Genomic DNA, 24539 nt, shown 5'->3' with positions numbered 1-24539 from the left:
ACAGTGTTCCTCGTAGCATTGTTAGGTACAGGGCAAGCGGGTGTTGCCGTGAGACGCATACTGTCATGCTGTTCGCTATCTCGTTGTGAGCGTGTGTTCGCTACACGTTACAAGCTGTACACCACACTGATACGTGTCATCCAGAATCAAATCCGTGCGTTGCAAATTGCTTTCTGACGGCGTCAGCGCGGGGAATTGCCAGCATCTGGCGTTGCCGCAGGCGCGGCAGCAAACGCTTGCGGCCAGTTGCGGCCGTACCAGTTATCTACTTCAGCGTGGTCCAGCGCCATCATGCGGCGGAACCCCGGCACCCAAGCCAGCCAGCTGCTGGTCAGCGCGGTGAGCAAACCAAACATCACGTACACCGGCGTAATGCTCCAATGTAACAACGCGCCCCCTGCCAGCGCTGGCGCGATGGTGGATGCGACTTGCGTCACCGTCAGCCCTGCCGCCGCCATCCGCCCTCTGAAGGCGGGCGGACGCGCCAGCGTGCGATGCGTCAGCCCCACCAGCGCGGTGACGGAGGAACCGAGGCCGGTCAGAAAGAACGCCAGCGCCATTACGTACGGATGCGCAGTAAACCCCACCAAGGCCAACGTCAGCCCCATCGACACGCCGCCGCCCACGCGCGCATAAAAGCGGCCCACCCGATCCACGATCCATTGGCTCAAGCCCAATGTGCCCAGCAACATGCCAACCGATACGGCCGCCTCACAACTGCCCAGCCAGACGCTGGACAAGCCCAGCGCCTTGACCTTGACCGGCACCAGCATGCCGATAGCGGGAAACATGAACAGCCATGACAAGGTGTTGATCAACAGCCAGCCACGTTCCACCGGCACGCGCCAGGCGGGCAACATGCCCGCCTTGAGTTCGGCCCACCAGCCATTGCGCAGATGATCGTGTGCGCGCGCGCCAGCCGGAATCTTGAGCGCCAAGCCCATCGCCGCGGCCAGCAACGCCGCATGAATCCACAAGGTGACCGCCGTACCCCACGCCGCCAGCGTTACGCCCGCCAGGGCCGGGCCCGCCAGACGCCCGATCGATTGCGCGCCTTTTTGCAGATTGAGCGCGGTGGGCAGATTGGCCGAGCTGACCAGTTCCGCCGCAATGGCGGTGGTGGCCGGCATATACAAACAGAAAGCCAGCTCTTGCGATGCCGCCAGCGCCAGCACCCAGTTGCGATGGTAGTCAGCGTGCGCCGCCAGCAGTGCAAGCACGGCGGCGTGCAGGGCATACCAGGCCATGGCAATGCAGATCAGATTGCGCTTGGCAAAACGATCGCCCAAGGGCGACAACAGCGGCATGCCCAGCAACGCCACAATGGCCAGCACCACGCCATAGGTCGCCAGATCGGCCGTGCTGCCCGCGTGGATAATCCACCATGGCAGCGCCAGCTGGCCAATCATGACCGCCAGTTGGGTCAGCGCGTCGCTGCTGAGCAAATGGCGAAAAGGCGGGCCTACCCGCGTGAGCGAGTGGCGCAATGGGGCGAGCATGCAAAACTCCGGAGGCTTGGTGCCAGGCGCGGCGCGGGCGGAGACGCCGGGCGGCCTGGAGGGGATGAGCAGGCGGTCAGGTTACCGCAGCAGCCTGCGCCTGCAAAACCGCTGTCGCGCGGGGCCGACACACTTTTGCGTGCGGCAATCAGGTGTGCGCCTCTCAACCCGGCCCGGCCAATCCAGTTGCGCGCAACGTTCTATTTGCAAGTCCAGCCGTCGGGCTTTGTCCGATTTGCATGTCAGTGGCTGATGCGCGGTATCAGCTCGCGCTGCCCCGGCAGCGGCCCGATGCTAAACCGGAACATGCCTCCGTCACATCAGGCCCCGTCGCGGGCCACGTCCTCACGCAAAGGAAAGCCTCATGTTTGCCCAACTGTCCATCGGCCAGAAACTGTATGCCGGCTTTACCGCCGTCATCATCATCATGGTGCTGGTCATCAGTTCTTCGCTCTACAGCAACCGGGCCGCCAAACAAAGCCAGGAATGGACCGAACACAGCTATCAGGTCATCGTCGAAAGCGACAAATTGTATTCCGCCCTGCTTGGCATTCAGAGCGGCGTGCGCGGCTATATGCTGGCGGGCAAAGATAATTTTCTGGATTCCGCCTATGAGGGCCGCAAAAACTTTGCCACTTCGCTGGCACGCATCCGCAATCTGACGGCCGACAACGCGCGCCAGCAGCAGCGCCTGCAAACGCTCGAAGCGCAATACCGCAATTACGAAGAGCAAGGCATTGGTCCGAATATCGAGATCCGTAAAGGCGTGATTGCCGGCACCAAGACCATGAACGACGTGGTCGATCGGGTGGCCAATGGCAATGCCTTCCAGATGATGGCGGACATCCGCAAAACCCTGAACAGCATCGCCCAGGAAGAAGCCGATTTGCTGGTGGTGCGGCAGGCCGATTCGGACCGCACCAATCGCTGGGCCTTGATCAATCTGATTGCCGGGGGCCTGATCGCGGTGGTGGTCGCCATGGTAATCGCCACCTGGTTGGGGCGGCATATTTCAACCCGGCTGGCGAGCGCGGTACGGGTGGCCGAAGCCACGGCGGCCGGGGATTTCAGCAGCCGCATCAGCGCCGATGGCAAGGATGAGATCGGCAAATTGCTGGGCGCTTTATCAACCATGCAACACACCCTGGGCAGCATGCTGCAAGCCGTCAAACAGGCATCCGGCGATGTGCGTGTCAGTGCCGACAAGATTGGTGGCATTTCGGAAGGCATGGAAAACAGCGTGCAGCAGCAAGGCGCGTCGGCGTCTTCGATGGCGGCGGCGGTGGAACAACTGACCGTCAGCATCAACCACGTTGCCGTGAGCGCGCGCGAGGCGCTGGACGTATCGCAAGAGGCGGGCCGCGTTTCACAAGAGTCAGCCGGGATTATCGAACGTACCGTCAGCGGTGTGACCGCGATGGCCAGCAATTCGCGCACGGTGGCCAAGAGCGTCGAACAATTGGGGCATGAGGCCGGCCGTATCAGCGGCATCGTCGCCACCATCCGTGAGATTGCCGATCAGACCAATCTGTTGGCGCTGAATGCGGCCATTGAATCGGCCCGCGCCGGGGAGCAAGGGCGTGGCTTTGCCGTCGTGGCCGATGAGGTGCGCAAGCTGGCCGAACGCACCGCCGCCGCCACCGGCGAAATCCGCGAGATGACGCAACGCATCGAGGCCGGAACACGCGAGGCGGTCGGGCATATGGCAGACGAGGTGCGCGAGATCGAGCAAAGCGCCAGCGTGGCCGCCGAGGCCGGTGCGGCCATCCAGCGCATCCGCAGCGAATCGGAACGCATGATCGGCGTCATCCAGGATATTTCGGCCTCGCTGACCGAACAATCCACCGTCGCCACCGACGTGGCACGCAGTGTGGAGCGCATTGCCAATATGTCGGAAGAAAACGGCCGCGGCGCCATCGAAGCAAACAAGGCGGTCAGCGATTTGCGCCAGTTGGCACGCGGCCTGGATAGCCAGTTGACGCACTTCCGCCTGTAGCAGCCGCCACGCCGGGTGGCTTGCCGCCGCTGTCTGGCACGGCGCTGGCCATACACCACGCAGCAACAGGAAAACTGCCTACAAGCACTGTCGCAGCTGGCTTGCAGCGGGTGTGACGCTGCTCACGGATACTGGCAGCGTACCCCCCAGACGGACGAGCGCCATCATGAGTACCCGAGTGACCTTTCGTTTTATCGGCGCGGTAATCAAACGCGTTGTTTCTGGCGTCAGCAATGACGAATTGACCACCCGCGCGGCTGCGCTGGCTTATTACTCGGCCTTGTCATTCGCACCGCTGCTGGTGCTGATGATCTGGATTTGCGCCTCACTCAATCTGGATTATCAAAGCGATCTGGTCGCTGGATTGAATGATCTGCTCGGGCCCAAGGCGTCGGATGCGGTCAAGGCCGTGATCGACAACGCGCAAAAGGCGCCGGGCATAGGCAATATCGCCGGTATTGTCAGTATTGTGATCACACTGATTTCGGCATCCGGGGTGTTCACCGAATTACAGACCTCGATCAACAAGATCTGGGGCCTGCAACCCAAGCCCAATGGTGCGGTCATGACATGGTTGCGCTCACGCCTGCACGCGTTTGGTTTGCTGTTGTCGCTGGCGTTTTTGTTGATCGTGTCTTTTACCGCCAGCGCCGCCATTGCCATCCTGGTCCCGCATGAACCGGTGGTGTGGCACACGCTGGAAGCGGCGATTTCGCTGGTGGTGTTTACCGCCGTCTTCGCCACCATTTTCAAAGTCTTGCCCGATGCCATCATCACGTGGCACGACACGCTGGCCGGCGCGTTGCTGACCTCGGTGCTGTTTACGCTGGGCAAGATGGCCATCGGCATGTACCTGGACCATAGCTCGGTGGGCAATGCCTACGGCGCGGCCGGTAGTCTGATGGTGCTGCTGGTGTGGGTGTATTACGCCGGGTTGATCCTGCTGCTGGGCGCCGAGCTGACCTTTGCCGTCGCCACCGTGCGCGGCGAATCGATCAAACCCAGCCCCCACGCCGAACTGGTGCGCCCGCTGAACGAACCCGCCGGCCATCATTCTTGAGATCGCATAGGGTGGGTCTAGACCCACCCTTCAAAGTGGCCTGCCAAGATCGCTGCTCGTGGATACGGCTTTGAATGGTGGGTCTCGACCCACCCTATTATGCGGCGAGTGGTTCTTGCTGTTGTCGCCGCATGGCCTGGCCGTTGGCGTCGAACAGATGCATCGCGGTGGCGGGCAGCGAGAACTGCACGCGTTCGCCCAGCTTCAACGCATCCAGTTGCGTCTTGGCAATCAACGGCTGCGGCGATAGCGCGGTGTCCAGATGCACATAAGCGTGCTCGCCCAGATGCTCCATGTGCGCCACCGTGCCCGTCAGCCCCGCCTTGCCCACCAGCACGTGCTCGGGCCGGATACCCAACGTAGCCTTGGCCCCCACCTGCAAGCCCTGCCCTTCCACCGCCGCCGCCAGCGTCTGCCCCGCCACATTCACCGTCACATCGTGCGCCGTCACTTCGCTGATGGTGCCCTCAATAAAATTCATCGACGGCGAACCAATAAACGCCGCCACAAAACGATTGGCCGGATGGTGATACAGCTCCAGCGGATGCCCCACCTGCGCCACGCTGGGCAAATCCGGGTTGCCCGCTAGCGGCCGCAGCAGCACGATCTTGTCGGCCAGCGTCATCGCTTCGACCTGGTCGTGCGTCACATAAACCATGCTGACGCCATCGAGCGAGCGATGCAGTTTGGCGATCTCCACCCGCGTCTTGACGCGCAAGGCCGCATCCAGATTCGACAGCGGCTCATCAAACAAAAACACCTTGGGCTTGCGCACGATGGCGCGACCGATGGCCACGCGCTGGCGTTGCCCACCCGACAACGCAATCGGCTTGCGTTGCAGCATGGTCGCCAGGTTAAGCGCCTGCGCCGCCACCTCGATGCGCTGGTCGATCTCGCCTTTGGGCAAATGCAGATGGCGCAAGCCAAACGCCATATTCTCGAACACCGTCATATGCGGATACAGCGCATAACTCTGGAACACCATGGCGATATCGCGTTTGGCCGGTTCCATCTCGTTAACGCGCACGCCATCGATGCGCAGCTCGCCCGACGACGGCGCTTCCAGCCCGGCAATAATGCGCAGCAGCGTGGATTTGCCGCAGCCCGACGGCCCGATAAACACACAGAATTCGCCGGGCGCGATGGTCAGATTGACGTCCGCGATCACCGTGGTTTCGCCAAAGCGTTTGTTGATGCCGACCAGTTCAACCTGACTCATGCCTCTTCTCCATAACCGTGCAGATGCACATAACCCGCCTGCAACGGCGGCAAGACCAGCTCATAACCATCCACGCGCGCGGTAAAGCCGTGGCCTTCCAGGCTTTGCCGGCCTTCGGCTTTGGGCAAGGCCACGCGCGCCACTTGAGCCGATAAATTAAACGCACATAGCAAGGTTTGCTGCGGGCTGCGGCGCAAGAACAAAGCCACTTCGCCTTGCGTGGGCAACAGCGTGATATCGCCAATCTGCAACGACGGGTTGGCGTTACGCCATGCGGTAAAGCGGCGGAAATGCGCCAGCACCGATTCGGCATCGGCTTCTTGCTCGCTGACCGCCAGCGCGGCATGGCCTGCACCCACCGGCAGCCACGGCGTGGCGCTGCTAAAGCCGACATCGGCGGTGTTGGTCCACGGCATTGGCGTGCGGCAACCGTCGCGGCCTTTAAATTCGGGCCACATCGCTTTGCCGTACGGATCCTGAATGTGTTCGAACGGCACGTCGGCCTCTTGCAGGCCCAGCTCTTCACCCTGATACACGCACACCGCGCCGGGCAGGCTCAGCAACAAGCCAATCAGCAAATGCGCGCGCTGCAATGGCGTGCCACCAAGGGCTGCCCAGCGCGTCACCACACGCTTGAAGTCATGGTTGCTCAGCGACCAGCACACCTGCGACAGCGGCGCATCGCGCAGATATTCCGCAATCACGTCGTGTACATGCTGCGCGTTGCAATCGGCCGTCAGCAGCGCAAACACATAGGCCATATGCAGATAATCCTGGCCCTTGGTGTACTGCGCCAGGGTCAGATACTGGTCATCATCGCCCAGCTCGCCGATGGTGACTGAACCCGGATACTGGTCCATCACGCCGCGCAATCGATGCAGAAAATCCAGGTTCTCGGGGCGGCTTTTGTCGTACAGATGGCGTTGGCGCGAATACGGATTATTGCGTTGCACCGACACGGCATAGCGGCCCGGTGGCATTGGCGGGTTGTCGCGCAGCTGGTCGTCGTGCGTATAGAAATTGACGGCATCAAGGCGGAAACCGTCCACGCCGCGATCCAGCCAGAAGCGCGCTACGCGCAGCATTTCGTCCTGCACTTGCGGCTCGCGGAAATTGAGATCGGGCTGGCCCACCAGAAAATTGTGCAGGTAATACTGCTCACGCCGCGTATCCCATTGCCAGGCCGGGCCGCCGAATACCGATAGCCAGTTATTGGGCGGTGTGCCGTCGGGTTTGCATTCGGCCCACACATACCAGTTGGCGCGCGCGTTATCGCGGCTGGCGCGGCTTTCGATAAACCATGGGTGGATTTCGCTGGTGTGGCTGAGCACCAGATCGATAATCACCTTCAGGCCCAGTTCATGCGCGCGGGCAGTCAGCGCTTCGAAGTCGGCCAGCGTGCCAAACATCGGGTCGACATCGCAGTAATCGGCCACGTCGTAACCAAAATCGAGCATCGGGCTGGTAAAGAACGGCGAAATCCAGATGGCTTGCACGCCCAGGCTGGCCACGTACGGCAGCCGCTGCGTAATGCCAGGCAGATCGCCGATGCCATCGCCGTTGCTGTCTTGATAACTGCGCGGATAGATCTGATAAATCAACGCGCCTTGCCACCACAATGTCGCCATTTACTGCTCCTGTTGGGTGGGACTGGACCCACCATTCAATGCCGCATGAGTAACTCGGCCAGCAAAAAGCATCGCGGATAGGGTGGGTCTGGACCCACCATTCAAAGCCGTATCCCGGTTCGCGGCGGTGTGCTTTTTCGATGACTTTGGGTGGTGGGTCAGACGGGGACGCCGAGTCCCACCCTATGCGTGGGCGTTAGCCCTTGACCGCGCCAGCGGTCAGCCCGGACACGATGTAGCGTTGGAACGCCAGCACCAGCAAGATCAGCGGCACGGTCACGATCACCGATGCGGCCATCAAGTTGCCCCACGGCAGCTCAAAGCTGCTGGCGCCCGAGATCAGCGCAATCGCCACCGGCACCGTGCGTTCGTCCGAGGACAAGGTAAACGTCAGCGCAAACAAAAACTCATTCCACGCCGCGATAAACGCCAGCAACGACGTCGCCACCATCGCCGGCCACAGCAGCGGCATAAAGATTTTGAAGATCAGCGTGAACAACCCCACCCCATCCATCACCGCCGCTTCTTCCAGCTCTTTGGGCAGATCGCGGATAAACGTCACCAGCACCCACACCGTAAACGGCAGCGTAAAAATCAGATCGGACAGCATCAGTGCGCCGAGATGGTCGTACAGGCCCAGAAAGCGGATCAGCTCAAACAACCCGGACAACAGCGCCACTTGCGGAAACATCGACACGCTAAGAATGCACAGCATCAGCGTGCCGCGACCTCTAAAGCTGACCCGCCCCAGCGCATAGGCCGATAGCAAGGACAGCCCCAGCGAAAACGCCACCACCGCCGTCGCCACAATCACCGAATTAAGCAAATTGGCGCCGAAGGGCTGCTCTTTGAACACGGCGATGTAGTTATCCAGCGACGGATGCGCTGGCCATAAGGAGGTGGTAAACAGCGCCTGGCCTTTCTTTAGCGACGAGCTGATCGCATAAAAAAACGGGAACAGCGCAAAGATCAGCACCGCCACCACCGCCACGTAATAGCCAAACACTGACCATGGATTTTTAGGGATACCGGTATCGTGATCATGCATGTCAGCGGTCCGCATCAAGTCGGGGCCGGGTCAGGCCCATATACAGCGTGGTGCACAGCGCGATGATGAAAAACAACAAGGTCGCCGCCGCCGAGCCATAACCCACCTGCTGGAAATCGATCAGTTGCTCGCGCACGTACACCGACATGCTCTTGGTGACGTGGCTGTTGGAGGTCATCACATAGATCACGTCGAACACCCGCAGGGCATCCAGTGAGCGGAAAATCATCGCCACCAGAATGCCCGGCATGATCAAAGGCAGCGTGATGTAGCGGAACACCCGCCAGCGCGGCACGCCATCCACGCGCGCGGCTTCGTAGCAATCGCCGGGCACCATCTGCAAGGCGGCCAGGATCAGCAGCGCCATAAATGGCGTGGTTTTCCAGACGTCGACCATGATGATGGTGGGAAAAGCCAGATGCGGATCGGCAGTAAACGCCAGGCCACGATCAACCAGATGCAGCCCCACCAGAATGGCGTTGATGATGCCGAACTGGTCATGCAGCATCCACGACCACATCTTGGCCGACACCACCGTCGGGATCGCCCACGGCACCAGCACCGCCGCGCGCAGCAAGCCTTGCACGCGCGAGGGTGTGTTGAGCAACAGCGCCACGCCCAGCCCGATCAGCGTTTCCAGAAACACCGTGCTGACCGAAAACAGCAGCGTGTTGCCCACCGCATGCCACCATTCGCCATCGCGCAGAATGCCGCCTTCGCCGATGTAATTGGCCAGCCCGACAAACTGGCGCGCGCTCAGGTCTTGCAGCTGCGCGTCAGTCAGGCTGAACCAGATCGTGCGCGCCAACGGCCAGCCCGCCGTGGCGGCCAGCACCAGCAGCGTGGGCAACACCAGCCACCAGGCCTGGCGCCGCCGCTGCTGCCCGATCACCGAAACCGGTTCTCTGGCGGTACTCATGGTTTATTTCCAGGTGCCGGACGGGGCCAGACGCTTCAGCGATTGCTCCAACTGCTTGTACGCTGCCGCCGCATCGCCATTGCCGCTTAGCACATCATGCGTGGCGTTCCAGAACTGGTTGCTGACCTGGTTGTACTTGCTGGCCGTCACGGTGGAAGGACGCGGCACCGCGCTGGTAAACGTGGTGTACAAATCGCCCATAAACGGATTGGCTTTCAGCACATCCGGGTCTTTGTACAAAGCCGGCAAGGTCGGGTTATACGCGCCCGAAATCGCCCGCATTTTCTGCACCGGCTGCGAGGTGAGATACATCGCCAGATCGGCCGCCGCCTTGGCGTTTTTGCTGTACTTCGACACCGCCAGCTGCCAGCCGCCTAACGTGGCCGCATTGCGCCCGTCCGCGCCGCCCTTGGGCAGGGCCATGATGCCGACCTTGCCTTTCACCGGGCTCTCATCCTTCTGCGCCAAGGCCCAGGCATACGGCCAGTTGCGCATGAACACCGCATTGCCGGACTGGAATACGCCGCGCGCTTCTTCTTCGCCGTAATTCAACGCGGCTTTCGGCACGATATTGCCCATCCATTTGGCGATGGTATCGATGGCCTTGATCGCGCCCGGATTGTTGATCGACACCTTGCCGTCACGCTCGACAATCGCCCCGCCCTTGTAGCTGGTAATCCATTCCAGCGCATCGCAGGTCAGGCCTTCATAGGCGCGACCCTGGAAGACAAAACCCCACATCTTGTCGTTGCCTGCCGCGCGCTCACCGTCCTGCACTTTTTTGGCGTCGGTGGCCAGGTCATCCCAGGTTTGCGGCGGCTTCAGGTTGTACTTTTCCAGCAGATCCTTGCGGTAGTACAACAGGCCGGCATCGGTAAACCACGGGATGCCTACCAGCTTTCCACCCACGGTGTTGTTGGCGATGATGCTGGGGAAATGATCTTTCTCCACGCCTTTGGAATACGGCTTCAGATCGATCAGATGCGTGGCCAGCAAACCGCTCCAGACCACATCGATCTGCAGCACATCCACCTTGTCGGAACCGCTGCCCAGAATCTGCTGGTACAGCGCCAGCCGTTCATTCGAATCATTGGGCGTGGACACCACCTGCACTTCATTGCCGGTTTTTTTGGCCCATTCCTCTGCCGATTGCTTGCACAACTCAAGCTCTTGCCCGGTCGCACCGCAAGCAATACGAACCAGCGCGGCCTGAGCATTCATGCCAGCGAGGCCGAGGGCGAGCGCCAGCAAAGTAGTGGTGGTGGATTTGCGCATCTTGACGACTCCTCAATGGGGGAAGGATGTGGGGGTGTGGCCCGCACTGTGAGTCGTATTGAAGGCGTGGATTGTTAATGGCGGATTTCGTCGGGGAGGGACTGTGTTAACAATTGAAACACGCAAAAAAACCCGCCGAGGGCGGGTCGGGTCTAGCGGTAATCGAAGGTAAAGATCATTGCGCCTTCCACCGCGCCACCGGCAATGGTGTCGGTGCGGCGGTAGCTGACCTTGAATTTGTAATCGACCTGATTGTTGGCATTGAGCGTGCCCTTATCGATGCGTTCCCCCAAGGGCACGACGGTATCGTTGCTGCCATCGCTGATCTGCAAGGCGATGCCCTTGGCCTTGCCGCTACCCGTGGTAATCGACATCACGCCCTGGCGCGCATCAAGCACGCTGTAGCCGGGTGCGGCATCCAGCGTAATCCCCACCGACGTATTCAGATTGCATTTGGTGCCGATGCTGAACGGTGCAGCGCCGGTGGTCGAACCTACGCTGGGCATGTCACTGGATTTGGCGTCGGGCAAAGTCACTGCGGAAGGCCAGGTGGCGCTGCAAGTCAGATTGACCAGCGAAATCGAGCCAGCCGGATAAATAATCGAGCGATCGCTGCCCTGGTTATACGGGTCGTTCAGCGTGGTTGCCGCCTGATACACCCCAAATGCCCATTTGCCGTCAGCGCTCGACAACGATGCATTCGCGGGCACCACGCCATCCAGTCGGACCAACTCCCAGGTGCCGCTGAAATTAAATGCGCCGTTGGTGACCCTGCCTATCTTTTGCTGGCACTGAGCGCCGACTGCGTTCACTAACGGCGTGCCGTTGCTATCCCGTACCCGCATGCCGATGCCCTTGACGGTGGTGGCGTAGACGCCGGGCAGCGGCTCAGTCAGTGGCGTATACACGCAGGCCACAATGTCTCGGTTGTTGTTGTCGGAGGTACAAGTGCCGGCAATAGTAAACGGCTGCACCGAACCCGGAATGACATCACCGGTTTTAAGATTGGACGGCACTTGCATGGCATTGATCGGCAAGGCCTTGGGCAAATCCGGGGTGGAACAGGCTGCAAAGGCCACACTATGCAGGCCGAAGCCAAAGACCAGACCCAGCAGCCAATTGCGGATCAGTTGCCTACGGGACAGGAATTTCATGGGGTTCTCACTGGGCGATGGTTGGTGCAGCACGTGGCTGGACTGCCCGCTTGCCGCCTGACTAGCAAGGCGGCACGCGGGGAGTAACACCGTGGCGCGGAAAGAGCCAGAGTTTCCCAGCCTCGCGCCGAGGCCTACATGAGAACATTCCTAAAGCATCAAACTATGAGGCAGTAGATCGTCAGCCCGGCAGTTGGCAATCCGGCAGTGGGTGCCCGTGCCGCATAGGGTGGGACACGGCGTCCCCGTCAAGACCCACCAGCCAAAGTGGCACGCAAGCATGCTGTGACAGAGATGCGAGCTGGCGCCGCTTTCGCAAACCCGTCACTTGTAGTCAAACGTAAAGACCATGCCGCTACTCAACGAACCCGCCGTGACCGCCCCCATGCGCACATAGAACGCCCAAAACGGATATTCCGCCATTTGCCCCGCGCTGATCGAGCCCTGGTCCAGGCGCTTGCCCAGCGGAATGCTGCGCCCGGTGTCGGGTTCAGTAATGCGCAAGGCCACGCCGGCGACCACGCCATTGCCCGTCATCATCGCAATGGTGCCGCTGTCTTTGTTGATGACCGGATAAGCCGGCGCCGCATCCAGCGTCAGGCCCACATTGGCACTCTGCGTGCATTTGGTGCCGATCTTGAACGCCGACCCGAGCACCATGCTGCCCACATTGCCGAACACGCTGGCTTTGACGTCAGCCATTGTGACCTGCGTAGGGAAACTCACGCTGCAGGTGTTGTGGTACTTCACGATTTCCGCTCGGGGAAACAGAAAATTTGAACCGGCGACCGTGCCGTAATAAATACTCCGGGTATCGGCGAGCATGAACGTCATTTGCAGATCGGCCTGCGTCAAGGTGGTTGGCAATGGCAATGCACCGTCCAGCCTCACTAACTCCCAGTTGCCTTTGGCCAATGCGATTGTTAGCCCGTTGGTCGTGGCAACCTTAGTCATACAGTTTTTGCCTACCGCACCGGTCAGCAGCGCGCCGCTACTGTTTCGAATGCGGACGCCGATGCCGGGCGTGCGGGTGGAATAGATGCCGGGCTGAACCTCTTTGGTCCCGCTTGAGGTAAAGCAGCCGACAATGTCCTTGTACTTGGCCGTTTGATACTCCGGGGTGTTACGTTCGCACTCGAACTTGATGGAATAGTCGCGCGATGCATAGGGCAAGGCCTGGCCAGGCTTCAGCGATTCAGGCACTTCCACTTGATAGAATTCCAGGTTGTAGGGCAGGCTCCCGCCACAAGGCGCGGCTGCGGCATAGCCGCTGCCCAGGCACAAGCAACTCAGCAACAGCAAGGATCGGAACAACTTCTGCAATAACGCGGTTTTCATGGGCGGGGCGCTCGGTTCAAGCCGCCGCCGGATCACACGGGTGACGCAGGCAACAGGGCGGCGGGGGTGGTCAGCGACAGCCTGGGCTGGGGTGCCGCAAAGTGGCGAAGTATGCGTGGCCGCCACCACCCGCCCTTATAGGCCAAGTCCGAGTTTTTCTATTCCCCCGACCAGACGGCCACCCCCGCAGCACCGGTTCACCCTCACGCTGACATTCCGCCCAACAACGCCCCCAGATCCCCCGCCATAAACGGCTTGGCCAGAAACGGTTGCCCTTCTTGCCACGCCGGATGTTTGCGGTGCGATTCCAGCGGCAGTCCGGACATCAGCGCCACTTTGATGGCGGGCCAGCGTTGCGCAATGGCGGCGGCCAGCGCGATGCCGTTGCCGCCCCGGCCCAGCGAGATATCCGACAGCACCAGTTCCACCGGCCCCTGTTCCGCCAGCCAGCGTTGCGCTTCGTTGGCGCTGCTCACGCCGTGCGCGCTGACGCCAAAGGTGCTGAGCATGGCCAGCGTGGTATCGCGTACTTCGGCATCGTCTTCCACCACCAGCATGCGTTTGATACGCACCGGCGCTGGCGCGGCGACCGGCACTTCGGCTTCTTCCGCGTCGGCGGCTTGCGGCAGCCATAGCGCCACGCTGGTGCCCGCGCCGACTGTGCTTTGCAGTTGCATATCGCCGCCGCTTTGTTTGACAAAGCCGTACACGCTGCTCAGGCCCAAGCCGCTGCCTTCACCGGCCGGGCGGGTGGTAAAGAACGGTTCCATCACCTTGTCTAGCAAATAGGTCGGGATGCCGCTGCCGGTGTCGCGCACGGAGAGCACCACCGCATTGTCGACGCCAGGCAAGCGCGCCGGATGCGGGATGCGCGCCACGGTAAACGACAGCGTGCCGCCGTTGGGCATTGCCGCAGCGCTGTTCAGGGCCAGATTGAGCACGGCGTTTTCGAGCTGGCCGCGATCGACTTCTACCCGCAAATCGCCGTCTTCCGGCGGCAATGTGACGTTGATCTCGGGTCCCACCGCGTATTCAACCAGGTCGAGCATTTCGGCCAGCATGTCCTGGATAGACACGCGTTCGGCCTGCAGCGGTTGGCGGCGGGCAAAGGCCAGCAAACGGCGCGTGAGCGTGGAAGCGCGCAGCGCGGCGCGTTGCGCCAGTTCGGCCATGGCGTTGGCTTCCGGCTGGTCTACCAGCCGGGTTTGCAGCAACTCCAGATTGCCAAGAATAGTGATCAGAAAATTATTGAAGTCATGCGCCACGCCGCCAGTGAGCTGGCCCAGCACATCCATCTTTTGCGATTGCGCGTGGTCGGCTTCCAGCGCGCGGCGTTCGGTCAGATCGCGGCATACCGCCACCCAGCCGCCGTCGGGCATGCCCTGGCAATGAAATTCCAGGATGCGTTGATCGTTGAAATGCAGTTCGGCGGCGCTGGCGATGCGAGTGCGGCCGCCATCGGTGCGGGTAGCCGTGGCGCGCGATACCCGCCGCCAATGCGCCGGTCCGGCCAGACATTTGCGCAGTTCAATCAGGCTCATGCCACGCCGCAAGCGGCCAGCGGGCAAGCCCAGCTGGGCTTGGAACATCGGGTTCCAGCCAACCAGGCGGCCCGCGCCATCGTGGATGGACACACCGTCATTCATCGAACGGAATACCGTCTCCAACAAGCGCTGCTGGCTATCCAGCCCCGCCAGCAGTTTTTGTTTATCCAGCAGATTGGTGCGGAAGATGTCGAAGGCACGCGCCAGCTCGCCCACTTCATCGTGGTGTTCGGCCGCCGGAATCGGTTGGGCGGTGTCGCCATGCGCCAGCCGCGCCAGCACGCGCGTCATGCGCTGCAATTTGCTCAGCACGCGCGCCACATAGGCCACCCCCACCAGCGCCAACACCACGCCGGCCACCGCCAGCAACAACAACCCCGACACGCTCGACGCCACCACCCGGCGCACCTGGGCATGGCGCTTTTCCGCCACCTGGCGCAGTTCTTCCACATAACCGGCCGAGCGCGCATCGAGTTGATCGGCGTGGGCGCGGATCAATTGCACCAGGTACATCGAACGCAATTCACCCACCAGCCAGGCGTGGCGGGTGGCAAATACATTGTCAGGGCCGGTGGCCAGGCTGTGCAGCGTGGTGGCCAGCGCTGGCTCGCGCAGATCTTCGCCGCGCGCGCTGGCGCTGTGCCACAGCGCTTCGCTGTCGGCGGCGGCGCGGCCCAGGCTGGCGGCGTCGTTGGCCTGGATGGCGGCGACGGTGCTGATCCACAGTTGCAGCAGGGTGGGCGCATTGCGCGCGATGTCATCGTGGCGGCGTAACACTGCATCGCCGGCCAGATCAGCGCGGGCCCGTTGCTGCGTCAGCATGGCTTGCAGCTGGCGTTGCTCGCCGGCTTGCACCATCAAGCTGGTCAGGTCGTGATCGATGCCATCGAGTTCGGCATAGGCGGCCAGGCGTTCTTCGGCCTTTTGCGGCAGGCTCACTTGCAGATTGCGGATATCGCGCAACAGGTTCTGCAGCGCCTCGGTATCGGTGCGCAGCAAGTCGGGCGAATCGATGCCGGCCATGCTCGGCGCCACTGCGGCCACCTGGGCGACTTTCTCGCTCAGCTTGAGCACGCGGGCGATTTCGGGCACCACGTTGGCTTCGTATTCATCCAGCGCCCGTTGGTTGGCGCGCATGCCGGTAATGCCCACCAGCGCCACGGCCAGGGTAATGCCAAACAGCAGCAAGAACGCCGTGATCAGCCGGGTGCGGATGCTGGTGGCGCCAATCAGCCCGAGCAGCGGGCGCAAAAACCGGCGGCGCATGGCGCTACAGCCGTACCACCGGCGAGGCAAACAGATAACCCGCCCCACGCTCGGTGCGGATCAGCGCGGGCTGGCGCGGATTGGTCTCGATCTTGCGCCGCAGCCGCAGGATCAAGACATCGATAGTGCGATCGTAAACGTCGATATCGAGGCCGCGCGTGTGTTCCAGCAACTGGTCACGCGACCACACCCGCAGCGGTTGTTGCGCCATCGCCGCCAGCAGCGCGTACTCGCCGCGCGTGAGCAAGCATTCTTCGCCGCCCACGCTGGCCAGCATGCGTTGGCCCAGATCAAGAATCCAGTCGCCAAAGCGCAGGCGCGGCGCGTGGCCGTCGCTGGCGACCCTGGGCGCCGACAGCTCGGTGCTGCGCCGCAGCAGCGCCCGCACGCGCGCCAGCAATTCGCGGCTGGAGAACGGTTTGGTCAGAAAATCATCGGCCGCCAGTTCCAGCCCCAGCACGCGATCGGTCTCATCGCCCTGGCCGCTGATCATGATGATGGGCACGCTGGATTGCTGGCGCAGTTCACGCGCAATGGTCAGGCCATCTTCGCCGCGCAAGCGCAAATCAAGAATGATCAGGGCGGGCTGGTGCTGGGCCATGATCTGGCGTAATTGCGCGCTGTCGGCCGCCGGGCGTGGGGCAAAGCCCGCGTCTTGCAACAGATGGCTTAACCAGGCCCGTACTTCTGCGTCGTCGTCGAGGACGGCGATCGTATGTTTGCTTGTCATGGTTTTTTCAGCAGAGTCGTAGTGTGCAGAGTGCTGCTACGCACTGTAGACGATGGCCTTGCCGCGTGCCGTGCATGTAAGGGGATTGCGGTAGCTGGATGGCGGCGCGCATCGGCGCAGCGCGCCTGCGCCGGCCCGGCCGGGCCAACCCGCACACACCATATTCAACCGATATACAAGGTTCGACCGGCGCGCCCGCTGGCGATAGTGAGCTTCTGCTATCAAACCAGGAGCGCAGCATGAGCGCCAACCAGATTATCTATGCCCACCAGTACCTTGATCATTCCGGTACGGTGACCACGGCCAGTGTCGACAATGTGTCGCTCACCCATTACGACGGCAGCGCCCGACACAACCCCGGGCTGGCGGTGACGCATGTCGACAAAAAAGGCTGGCTGCGTTTTCACGGCAATCTGCCTGGGGGCGAATACACCGCGTTTTTGTTGCTGGCGTCGTGGCAAAGCGGCGGGCGCCGCATCCAGATCTGTCTGGATAGTCCAACCAGCCCGGCGTTATGGACCCTCAGTTGCCTGAGCACGCCCGAGCCGCAAATCTTGCTGCCCAATATCAGCAGCCATCGCCACGATGTGGCGAGTGGCATGCACGATATCTACCTGGTGTTTCCTGATGGCTTTGATGGCGCGCTCAACTGGCTGGTGCCCACCCAGCGCTGGGAACACGAGCCGGAAGACCAGATGCTGCGTCGCATGCAATGGTTTGATCGCGCCCGCTTTGGCCACATGATGCATTGGGGCGCGTACTCGGTGCTGGGCAAAGGCGAGTGGTATATGAACACCCACCAGATCAGCAAGCCGGACTATATCGATCTGGCTTGCAAACCCTTCAATCCGCAGCATTACGATGCCAATGCCTGGGCCGATGTCATCGCCAGCGCCGGCCAGCGCTATCTGACCATCACCACCAAACACCACGACGGCTACGCCATCTTTGATAGCAATGTGATCGACTTTGCGCCGTATGACGTGGTCGATACCTCGGATTGCCATCTGAGCTTGCTGGAACCGCTGGCCATTGCCTGCCGCGAGCGCGGCATCGTGTTTTGCACCTATTACTCGCTGCTGGACTGGAGCAACCCCAATGCCGTGGCCGTCGACGCCGCCTATGCCGCCGCCGGCGAAGACCCGATCGCCCAGGCCGCCTGCGCCACCTCGATCGAAGCGCAGCGTTATATGTCGCAATTGCGCGAGCATCTTAAAGAAGTCATCGAGATCTTCGATCCAGCGCTGATCTGGTTCGACGGCGGCTGGGCCGGGTTTCTGGATGACACCAACTCGCAGTCCCTCCGCGATTTTCTGCGCTATCTGTCGCCCAATATCATCGTGAATAACCGCATCGGTTACGGCCACGGCGATTACACCACGCCGGAGCAAAGCATTCCGGCGGGCACCCAATCCACGCATTGGGAAAGCTGCATGACCATGAATAACTCGTGGGCTTACAGCTTTACCGATACGCACTGGAAAAACAGCGTCACCGTGCTGAGCAATCTGCTGGATTGCGCCAGCAAGGGCGGCAACTATCTGCTTAACACCGGGCCGACACCGGACGGACAGATTCCGCAGCCTTGCGTGGATACTCTGGGCGAAGTGGGCCGTTGGCTGGGCATCTGGGGCGATGCGGTGTACGGCACCCGCGCGGGCACCTTGTCGGTGGCGGCGCAGCCGCAGGCCTGGTGCACCACGGCCATGCCCGACAAGACTTATATCAGCCTGTTGCAATGGCCTGACGACGCCATCGTGCGCGTGCAAAAACCGCATCAAACCATCATCGGCGCCTGGTTACTCAATGCGCCCGAGCAGCCGCTGGAATGGCAGATCAGCGCCGGCCTGGTGCTGATCAAAGTGCCAGCACAAATGCCCGACCCCTTGGGCGCGGTGGTGGTGCTCCACACCGAGGGCTATCCAGAACCGGCGCAATATCCGGACAAAGCCTTGTTCCGCACCACCACCACCAACAATGTCTGGTTTAGCGATATCGCGGGCCACGGTCCGCAACTGGCCACCGATGGCGACGGCAAAACCCGCTGGGCCACCATGTCGAATGTGATGCCCTTGTGGCTGGAGGTGGACCTGGGCGTGGACGAACGCGTTACCCAGATCGGCTTTGTGCAGAACAATCCCAATATCGCCGACTTCAGTATTTCTGGCTGGATTAACGGCGCGTGGCAGGTATTGCTGCGCGGCAGCGTGCCCCCGGTGGATTACATCGGCTACCTGGCAGAGCCGGTGTATTGCAGCAAAGTGCGGCTGGATATCAGCAGCGCCACCAGTGAAAGCGGGCCCAGCCTGTACAGCTTTAGCGTGATCGACGCCGACGACAGCTGGCTGCCGCTACGCAGCCCGGCCAATCTGGCCTTGGGCGCACAGACCAGCGCCAGCAGCGTCTGGTACAACAAAGCCGATTATCAAACTGCGCATGCCGTGGACGGCGCCGCCAATACGCGCTGGGCCTCCAGCGACAACGTGAAGTCGGCCTGGTTTGAGCTTGATCTGGGGCGACCGCAATTGATGGATGTGATGCGGATCGATGAGTACGTCGACAAATCCGGGCCGCGCATCACCGCCTTCAGCATTCAGGTACCGGATGGCGATGGCTGGCGCGATGTGTATAGCGGCACCGATAGCACCCGGGCTATCAATTTCGGGCGCGGCTTGAGCACCGACAAGCTGCGCATCAATATCACCGGCCTGCGCGATTCAAGCGGGCCGGGCTTTTATGGCCTGGGGCTGTACCAGACCGCGCAACCGCCTTTGCCCAAACTGAGCGATGACGCCCTGCTGGATGCCGAAGCGCACGCCACCTTTGATTTTTTCTGGCGCGAAGCCAATCTGACGCCGGGAGCGCCCGGCTACGGTTTGTTTGCCGGCGACAAAGGCAGCCGTACCGCCAGCATTGCCGATATCGGCTTTGGCTTGAGCGCCATCGTGATCGGGGTGGAACGCGGCTGGGTGGCGCGGGACGTGGCCAGCGCCCGGGTGCTGGCCACGCTGTATTCGGTGCGTGACCACGTGCCGCATCACGGCGGCTTTTTCTATCACTTCATCAATATGGATACGCTGGTCTCCACCAGCGAGGTGTCCACCGTCGACACCATGCTGGCGCTCAACGGCATCCTGACCGCCGCGCAATACTTTGGCGGCGAGATCTTTGACGTCGCCCAGCAAATCTATGACCGGGTGGAATGGGACAACTACATCAATCCGGCGCGCAACGCGTTTTATATGTCATGGAGCCCGGATACCAACTTTGACGATGCCTCCAGCTGGGGTGATTACGCCGAGCAGTTCTGCATGTACCCGCTGGCCGCAGGCTCGACCACGCATGCGCCCGCCGATACGGCCGCCATGTTCTACGCCTTGAATCGACCGGTGGGCAGCTATAAAGGCAGCGGCGACGTGGTGCATACCTTTGGCGGGGTGCTGTTCTGCTATCAGTTCTCGCACGCCTGGCTGGATTTCCGCCAGGTGACTGATCGCAAAGGCGTGGACTGGTGGACCAACTCGGTGCGCGCCACCCTGGCCAACCGGCATTTCTGCGTGGATATCAGCGATCTGTACCCCTCGCTCGGGCCCAACGACTGGGGCAATACCGCAGTCGGCACGCCGAATGGCTATGTGGTGGCTGGCGCGCCGCCGTCGGGCCGCAACAACGGCAATGACCAGCATGATCTGGATGGCACGGTCACGCCGTCTGGCGCGATCGGCTCCATGCCGTTTACCCCCACCGAATCGCTGGCGGCGTTACGCCACTTTTATGAGGACCACCCTTATCTGTGGAGCAATTACGGCCTGGTCGACGCCTATAACCTGTCGCTGCCCAAGCCGTGGTATAGCAGCGCGGTCAGCGGCCTGATCAAGGGCATCAGTCTGTTGATGATCGAGAATTACCGCAGCGGCTTGCTCTGGCGTTTGTGGATGGCGCATCCGTCGGTCAAGCGCGGGCTGGCGGTGGTGTTTGATCCGCCTGCGCCCTGATGCCCACCCCGCTACTTGCCGGGCGCGCCGGAGGGCGTGCCGCTGGCGGAGTACAGCAGCACCTGATTGCGACCGCGGGCCTTGGCGTCATACAGCGCCAGGTCGGCGGCCTCCACCAGTTGCTGCGCGCTCTGGCCCGGATGCAAGGGCGCAACCCCGGCGCTGAAGCTAGCAAAAAAGGTAGCGACTTTTTCCGCGCCTTGCGGGAACGCGGCAAAGCGCTGGCGCAAGCCGTCGATCAAATGGGCGGCCTGCAAGGGCGCAACGCCAGGCAACACGATGGCGAATTCCTCACCGCCATAACGCCCAACTAGCGCGCCCGGCGGCATGCCCAGCCGCAGCAAGCGCGCCAGGCTTTGAATGACATGATCGCCCGCGACGTGACCATACTGGTCGTTGATGTTCTTGAAATGATCGATGTCGATCATCACAAAGGACAGCACATCCTGCTCGCGCACCGCGCGCGGCACGGCGGTTTCGAGCGATTCAATCAGTGTGGTGTGGTTGAGCAACAGCGTCAGGCTGTCGCGCGTCATCCATTGGCGCAAGCGGCGATAGCGCTCGCAGGTCATGCTGACCACGGCCACCAGTTCTTCTGGCGGCATATTCTTGACCAGAAAATCATCACCGCCCATCGAGCGCGCCATCAACTGGCGCGGGCGATTGGTCTCAGTCGACAAAAACACGATGGGCACGCCATCAAAGCGCGGCTGCTGCCGGATGATGCGCGCCATCTCGTCGCCCTCGTATTCCGGCATATACACGTCGAGGATGACGATTTCGGGCTTGTGCCGTTCCATCAGCAACAGCACATCGAGCGGATCATGCGTTTTGTGCACATGCATGCCGGCATGGCCCAGCGTGTGTTCCAGCCATTTGAGCATGGCGTCGGAATCATCCACCACCAGCACGCGATACGGCTCGGGCGCGCTCTGGTCCAGTTGCTGATCCAGCCGCGCCACCAGCTTTTGAATATCGAGCGGGCGATTGACGAAATCGGTAATACCCAGACGCATCCAGGCAATCTGGCGCGACACCGGCTCGCCCGAAATCGCCATAAAGATGGGGCCTTGCGCCAGCCGTTTGATCAGCGGAATCTGCGTTTCCAGCCCTTGCGTCACGCCGGGCCCGGCGGTATCGATAAGCACGGCAAACGGGGCTGCGGAGTGCATGGCAGCCAGCAGTTCGGCAATGCGGTCAAAGCTCTGGACTTCAAAGCCGAACACCGCCAGTTGCTGCCCGGTAAGCGTCAAGGCCGCCCGATCGGCACCAAACAGATAAATCAATGCGCTGGATAGACGCGCCATGCCATGCCCTGCCAGAAAAAACGGAGCTTACGCCCGGTATGCCAATGTACTACGCGGCGCGCAGGGCCTCCAAACCGGGTGCAACAAGTGTTTCTTATCGGTTCAGAAGCTGCACGATGCAGAACAACGCCAGCAGCACCAGCCAGACCAGGCCCAAGGGCCCACGCTTGGCAAAGCGCCGACTGCGCTCACGCCACGGGTTTTCAATAAAGCGATGCAAGCCTTGCGCCGCCAATAAAGTCACGCCGATAAATGCAGCGTAGACCAGCAATGCCTCGGCCATATTCAGATGTGGCAGATTGTCGGTATCGCTCACGCGGTCATACAGGCCGAAAAACAAGCCGCGGATAAAAAAATCGAGCACAAAGGCGTGGATCATATAGATGGCATATGACAGTTCTCCGAGCCATTGCAGCGGCCGCCAGCGCAAGATGCGCTGAAAACTGCCGGGGCGGCCGCAGACGATGCCGAGGATGAGCAAGGCCGATAGCGGAAAGATCGCCACATCGTTGCGCACTTGATGGTTGAACTGCAGAAACGCCAGCAAAGCGGCAAAGGCCAGCCACGGTGCAGCGGACGGCAAGCTGATCCGGCGCGCCTGCACCAGCGCCGAGACCAGACACCCCAAAAAGAACCCAGCCACACACCAGACCAGATTGATGTAATCGTGCAGTGCGCCCACCAGCATCGCCGCCATGGCGCCGACAGCCAGCCCGGCACTCAGCCACAGCTTGCCGCGCGGAGCCAGCCACACCACCACGGCAAAGATCAGATAGGTATAAAACTCGACGCTGATCGACCAGGCCGGACCATTAAAGGTAAAGCCAACGTTATTGGGCCCTATGCATTGCCATAACAACAATTGTTTAAAAAATGCAGGCCAGGTATTAAAGGCAAAAGGCTGGCCCAGGTTATATCCCATCCGCGCAAGCGGATATTTGGCGAATTCCATCAGGGTAAATGCGCCAAGCATAAACAAATGCACCGGATATAGCCGGCCCAGCCGCAAAAACTGGAATTTCAATACCGCATTCAAATCGTGGAGTTTTTGCCCATACGCCGTGTAGATCACAAAGCCGGACAACACAAAAAACAACTGCACCATCAGCGCGCCATTCCGGATGATGGCCAGCTCATGCAATGTGCTGTTCCATGCCGGAATATGAAACAACACCACCAGCAAAGCCGCGATGCCGCGCAGGCTTTCCAGTTCGGCATAACGGATGGAACCGGCTGGCGCGGGCGGAAGAGGCAAAGTCATCGCAAAGAGTTCTTGAGGGTGGAAGGGCGAAGCTGCGGATGATACCTCAGCCCAGGCAGCGCACGCCGCGCTTGTGTCGGCTTGATTTGCGAATATGCGACGAATCTTTGGGTTATTGAAATTGAAGTTATTGCCGCTGCGGCTCGCCGCAATTATTAATCGGCAATAGAAAATAACGCAAAAGGTAGCGTAAAAAAAACGGTATTCAGGCGGCAGGCGGCCAGGCTATTTTTTTGCAATCCATCGGACCGGAGTTTATGTCATGCAAAAGTCCTGTACTTGCTAACGGGCAGCGCGTCCCAGCTGCATCTTCGGGAGTTTTGAAAATGCGTGAATTGACATTGGATGAAGTGATGAATGTGGACGGGGGCGGGGCCTCGGTTCGGCCCGATCAGCCGTCGCAGGTTTTGATCGGCTATGGAGCTCAGGCGAATGGCCGGATTGGCAATTTCGCTGCGATCGGGAATTCGCTACCGGGGCCGAGCAACGCATGCGTAAAGGCTACTGTTTTGACCGCTTTGGGCGCATTGCCAAAAGCGACCCCTGCGGGCATTTTCTGGGCTGGCGCCCTGGGCGCGGTAGGCGGGAATTGCTTCTCAAGCAATAGTTGGCGGCGCCGTTGATTCGGACATTTGTAAAAGACATGCCGAAGTAATCCGGGGCCCGCGGATGCTGGCCCCTAACCAATCGAGAGTGACTAGAAAGGTGACCTATGCGCGGTTTTGTGGATCGACATTGGAATCTGGTGGCTCAAGCATTCACTTGGGCTCTTTTCTTTCCCTATTTGCATCTCATTGGCTACGGCAATTTGCTGCTGGACGATCAAGTCCCCTTTATCGTGGCTGCATGCATTGTTGTCATCGGCTTCACTGGAATTCTCTTTTGGGTGGAAAAGATAATGCGACTGGTCGGACCCAAGTCGGTCTCGAATGGCAGCGCAGAACAGGGGCACACGTGATGCGAAAACTTTTTCTGCGGCACTGGTATTCGCTGACGTGGATGATCACGTTCTTCAGCCTGCCTGTATTCTGGTGGCGCCTTCGCGTCATTGTCGAAGAGCGCGGTCAACTGCCGGAAGCCCTGAATACCTGCTTGTTACTGGGCTTTTTCATCGGCTACGGCACGGTGGTCTATTGGGCTATGCGGGCCATCAAATGGCTGTTCTTTGATGAGCTGAAGCCGTCCGACCACGCCAACTTGCCTTAGCCCCATTTTCAAATGCTGTTTGAAAGTGCCTTCGCGTTTAGCGGGTTTTTCTGCGCAATGGTTGGGCGGATGATCTGGCCTAAGCTGTAGCAAA

17 protein-coding genes are annotated in these 24539 nt (G+C 60.8%); 5 read left to right on the top strand and 12 right to left on the bottom strand.

The genetic code is table 11. The features are described 5' to 3' along the window. Nucleotides 1-182: 182 nt before the first annotated feature. On the bottom strand, nucleotides 183-1499 hold the full coding sequence (locus tag ACYQ1A_RS11840; RefSeq protein WP_499362238.1) for an MFS transporter: 1317 nt from the start codon (nucleotides 1497-1499) through the stop codon (nucleotides 183-185). 364 nt (nucleotides 1500-1863) lie between these two features. Here ACYQ1A_RS11840 and ACYQ1A_RS11835 point away from each other — a divergent pair, with 364 nt between their 5' ends. Together ACYQ1A_RS11835 and ACYQ1A_RS11830 are read left to right on the top strand one after the other, a co-directional pair. Then, on the top strand, nucleotides 1864-3495 hold the full coding sequence (locus ACYQ1A_RS11835) for a methyl-accepting chemotaxis protein (protein ID WP_499362236.1): 1632 nt from the start codon (nucleotides 1864-1866) through the stop codon (nucleotides 3493-3495). Nucleotides 3496-3661: 166 nt separating this feature from the next. Further along, nucleotides 3662-4555, top strand: coding sequence for a YihY/virulence factor BrkB family protein (locus tag ACYQ1A_RS11830; protein ID WP_499362234.1), 894 nt, complete (start codon nucleotides 3662-3664; stop codon nucleotides 4553-4555). Nucleotides 4556-4652: 97 nt separating this feature from the next. Here ACYQ1A_RS11830 and ACYQ1A_RS11825 read toward each other — a convergent pair whose 3' ends face one another. The 9 genes from ACYQ1A_RS11825 to ACYQ1A_RS11785 all read right to left on the bottom strand — a co-directional run bounded on the left by ACYQ1A_RS11825 (nucleotide 4653) and on the right by ACYQ1A_RS11785 (nucleotide 16676). Continuing rightward, a complete protein-coding gene (locus ACYQ1A_RS11825) occupies nucleotides 4653-5774 on the bottom strand; it encodes an ABC transporter ATP-binding protein (RefSeq protein WP_499362232.1) in 1122 nt (373 codons plus the stop codon). After that, nucleotides 5771-7402, bottom strand: coding sequence for an alpha-glucosidase family protein (locus tag ACYQ1A_RS11820; protein ID WP_499362230.1), 1632 nt, complete (start codon nucleotides 7400-7402; stop codon nucleotides 5771-5773). Before ACYQ1A_RS11820 ends, ACYQ1A_RS11825 begins: the two co-directional genes overlap by 4 nt. A 196-nt stretch (nucleotides 7403-7598) precedes the next feature. Continuing rightward, the gene (locus ACYQ1A_RS11815; protein ID WP_053939790.1) at nucleotides 7599-8450 is read right to left on the bottom strand and encodes a carbohydrate ABC transporter permease; all 852 of its coding nucleotides are present in this window, start codon (nucleotides 8448-8450) and stop codon (nucleotides 7599-7601) included. Between the two features lies 1 nt (nucleotide 8451). After that, nucleotides 8452-9369, bottom strand: a complete 918-nt coding sequence (locus ACYQ1A_RS11810; RefSeq protein ID WP_499362227.1) for a carbohydrate ABC transporter permease — start codon at nucleotides 9367-9369, stop codon at nucleotides 8452-8454. 3 nt (nucleotides 9370-9372) lie between these two features. Next, complete coding sequence (locus tag ACYQ1A_RS11805) at nucleotides 9373-10644, bottom strand: ABC transporter substrate-binding protein (protein WP_499362226.1); 1272 nt, start codon at nucleotides 10642-10644, stop codon at nucleotides 9373-9375. 152 nt (nucleotides 10645-10796) lie between these two features. Next, entirely contained in the window at nucleotides 10797-11798 is a 1002-nt protein-coding gene (locus ACYQ1A_RS11800; protein ID WP_499362224.1) for a fimbrial protein, read from the bottom strand. Nucleotides 11799-12122: 324 nt separating this feature from the next. Then, nucleotides 12123-13007, bottom strand: coding sequence for a fimbrial protein (locus ACYQ1A_RS11795; protein ID WP_499362222.1), 885 nt, complete (start codon nucleotides 13005-13007; stop codon nucleotides 12123-12125). Between the two features lie 332 nt (nucleotides 13008-13339). Further along, nucleotides 13340-15946 (bottom strand): ATP-binding protein, encoded by a 2607-nt coding sequence (locus tag ACYQ1A_RS11790; RefSeq protein WP_499362220.1) that lies wholly within the window; start codon nucleotides 15944-15946, stop codon nucleotides 13340-13342. A 4-nt stretch (nucleotides 15947-15950) separates the two neighbouring features. Further along, the gene (locus ACYQ1A_RS11785; protein WP_499362217.1) at nucleotides 15951-16676 is read right to left on the bottom strand and encodes a response regulator; all 726 of its coding nucleotides are present in this window, start codon (nucleotides 16674-16676) and stop codon (nucleotides 15951-15953) included. 239 nt (nucleotides 16677-16915) lie between these two features. On the opposite strand from ACYQ1A_RS11785, the gene ACYQ1A_RS11780 reads away from it, so the two are divergent. Next, nucleotides 16916-20671 carry an alpha-L-fucosidase gene (locus ACYQ1A_RS11780; protein ID WP_499362215.1) on the top strand — a complete coding sequence of 1252 codons (3756 nt, stop codon included), beginning with the start codon at nucleotides 16916-16918 and terminating at the stop codon, nucleotides 20669-20671. 11 nt (nucleotides 20672-20682) lie between these two features. Here the strand turns inward: ACYQ1A_RS11780 and ACYQ1A_RS11775 are convergent, their stop codons facing one another. Further along, nucleotides 20683-21978, bottom strand: a complete 1296-nt coding sequence (locus ACYQ1A_RS11775; RefSeq protein WP_499362213.1) for a diguanylate cyclase — start codon at nucleotides 21976-21978, stop codon at nucleotides 20683-20685. Nucleotides 21979-22072: 94 nt separating this feature from the next. After that, complete coding sequence (locus ACYQ1A_RS11770) at nucleotides 22073-23239, bottom strand: acyltransferase family protein (RefSeq protein ID WP_499362211.1); 1167 nt, start codon at nucleotides 23237-23239, stop codon at nucleotides 22073-22075. A gap of 712 nt (nucleotides 23240-23951) precedes the next feature. Between ACYQ1A_RS11770 and ACYQ1A_RS11765 the strand changes: the two genes are divergently transcribed. Both ACYQ1A_RS11765 and ACYQ1A_RS11760 read left to right on the top strand, forming a co-directional pair. Beyond that, nucleotides 23952-24197, top strand: a complete 246-nt coding sequence (locus tag ACYQ1A_RS11765) for a hypothetical protein (RefSeq protein ID WP_499362209.1) — start codon at nucleotides 23952-23954, stop codon at nucleotides 24195-24197. Next, nucleotides 24197-24445: a hypothetical protein gene (locus tag ACYQ1A_RS11760; RefSeq protein WP_499362208.1), complete on the top strand. Its 249-nt coding sequence runs from the start codon at nucleotides 24197-24199 to the stop codon at nucleotides 24443-24445. Before ACYQ1A_RS11765 ends, ACYQ1A_RS11760 begins: the two co-directional genes overlap by 1 nt. Nucleotides 24446-24539: the final 94 nt, after the last annotated feature.

This window comes from Silvimonas sp. JCM 19000 (assembly GCF_054652575.1).
Note: the sequence above shows the minus strand (reverse complement) of the source record. Positions and strands in the feature narration are given on the sequence as shown.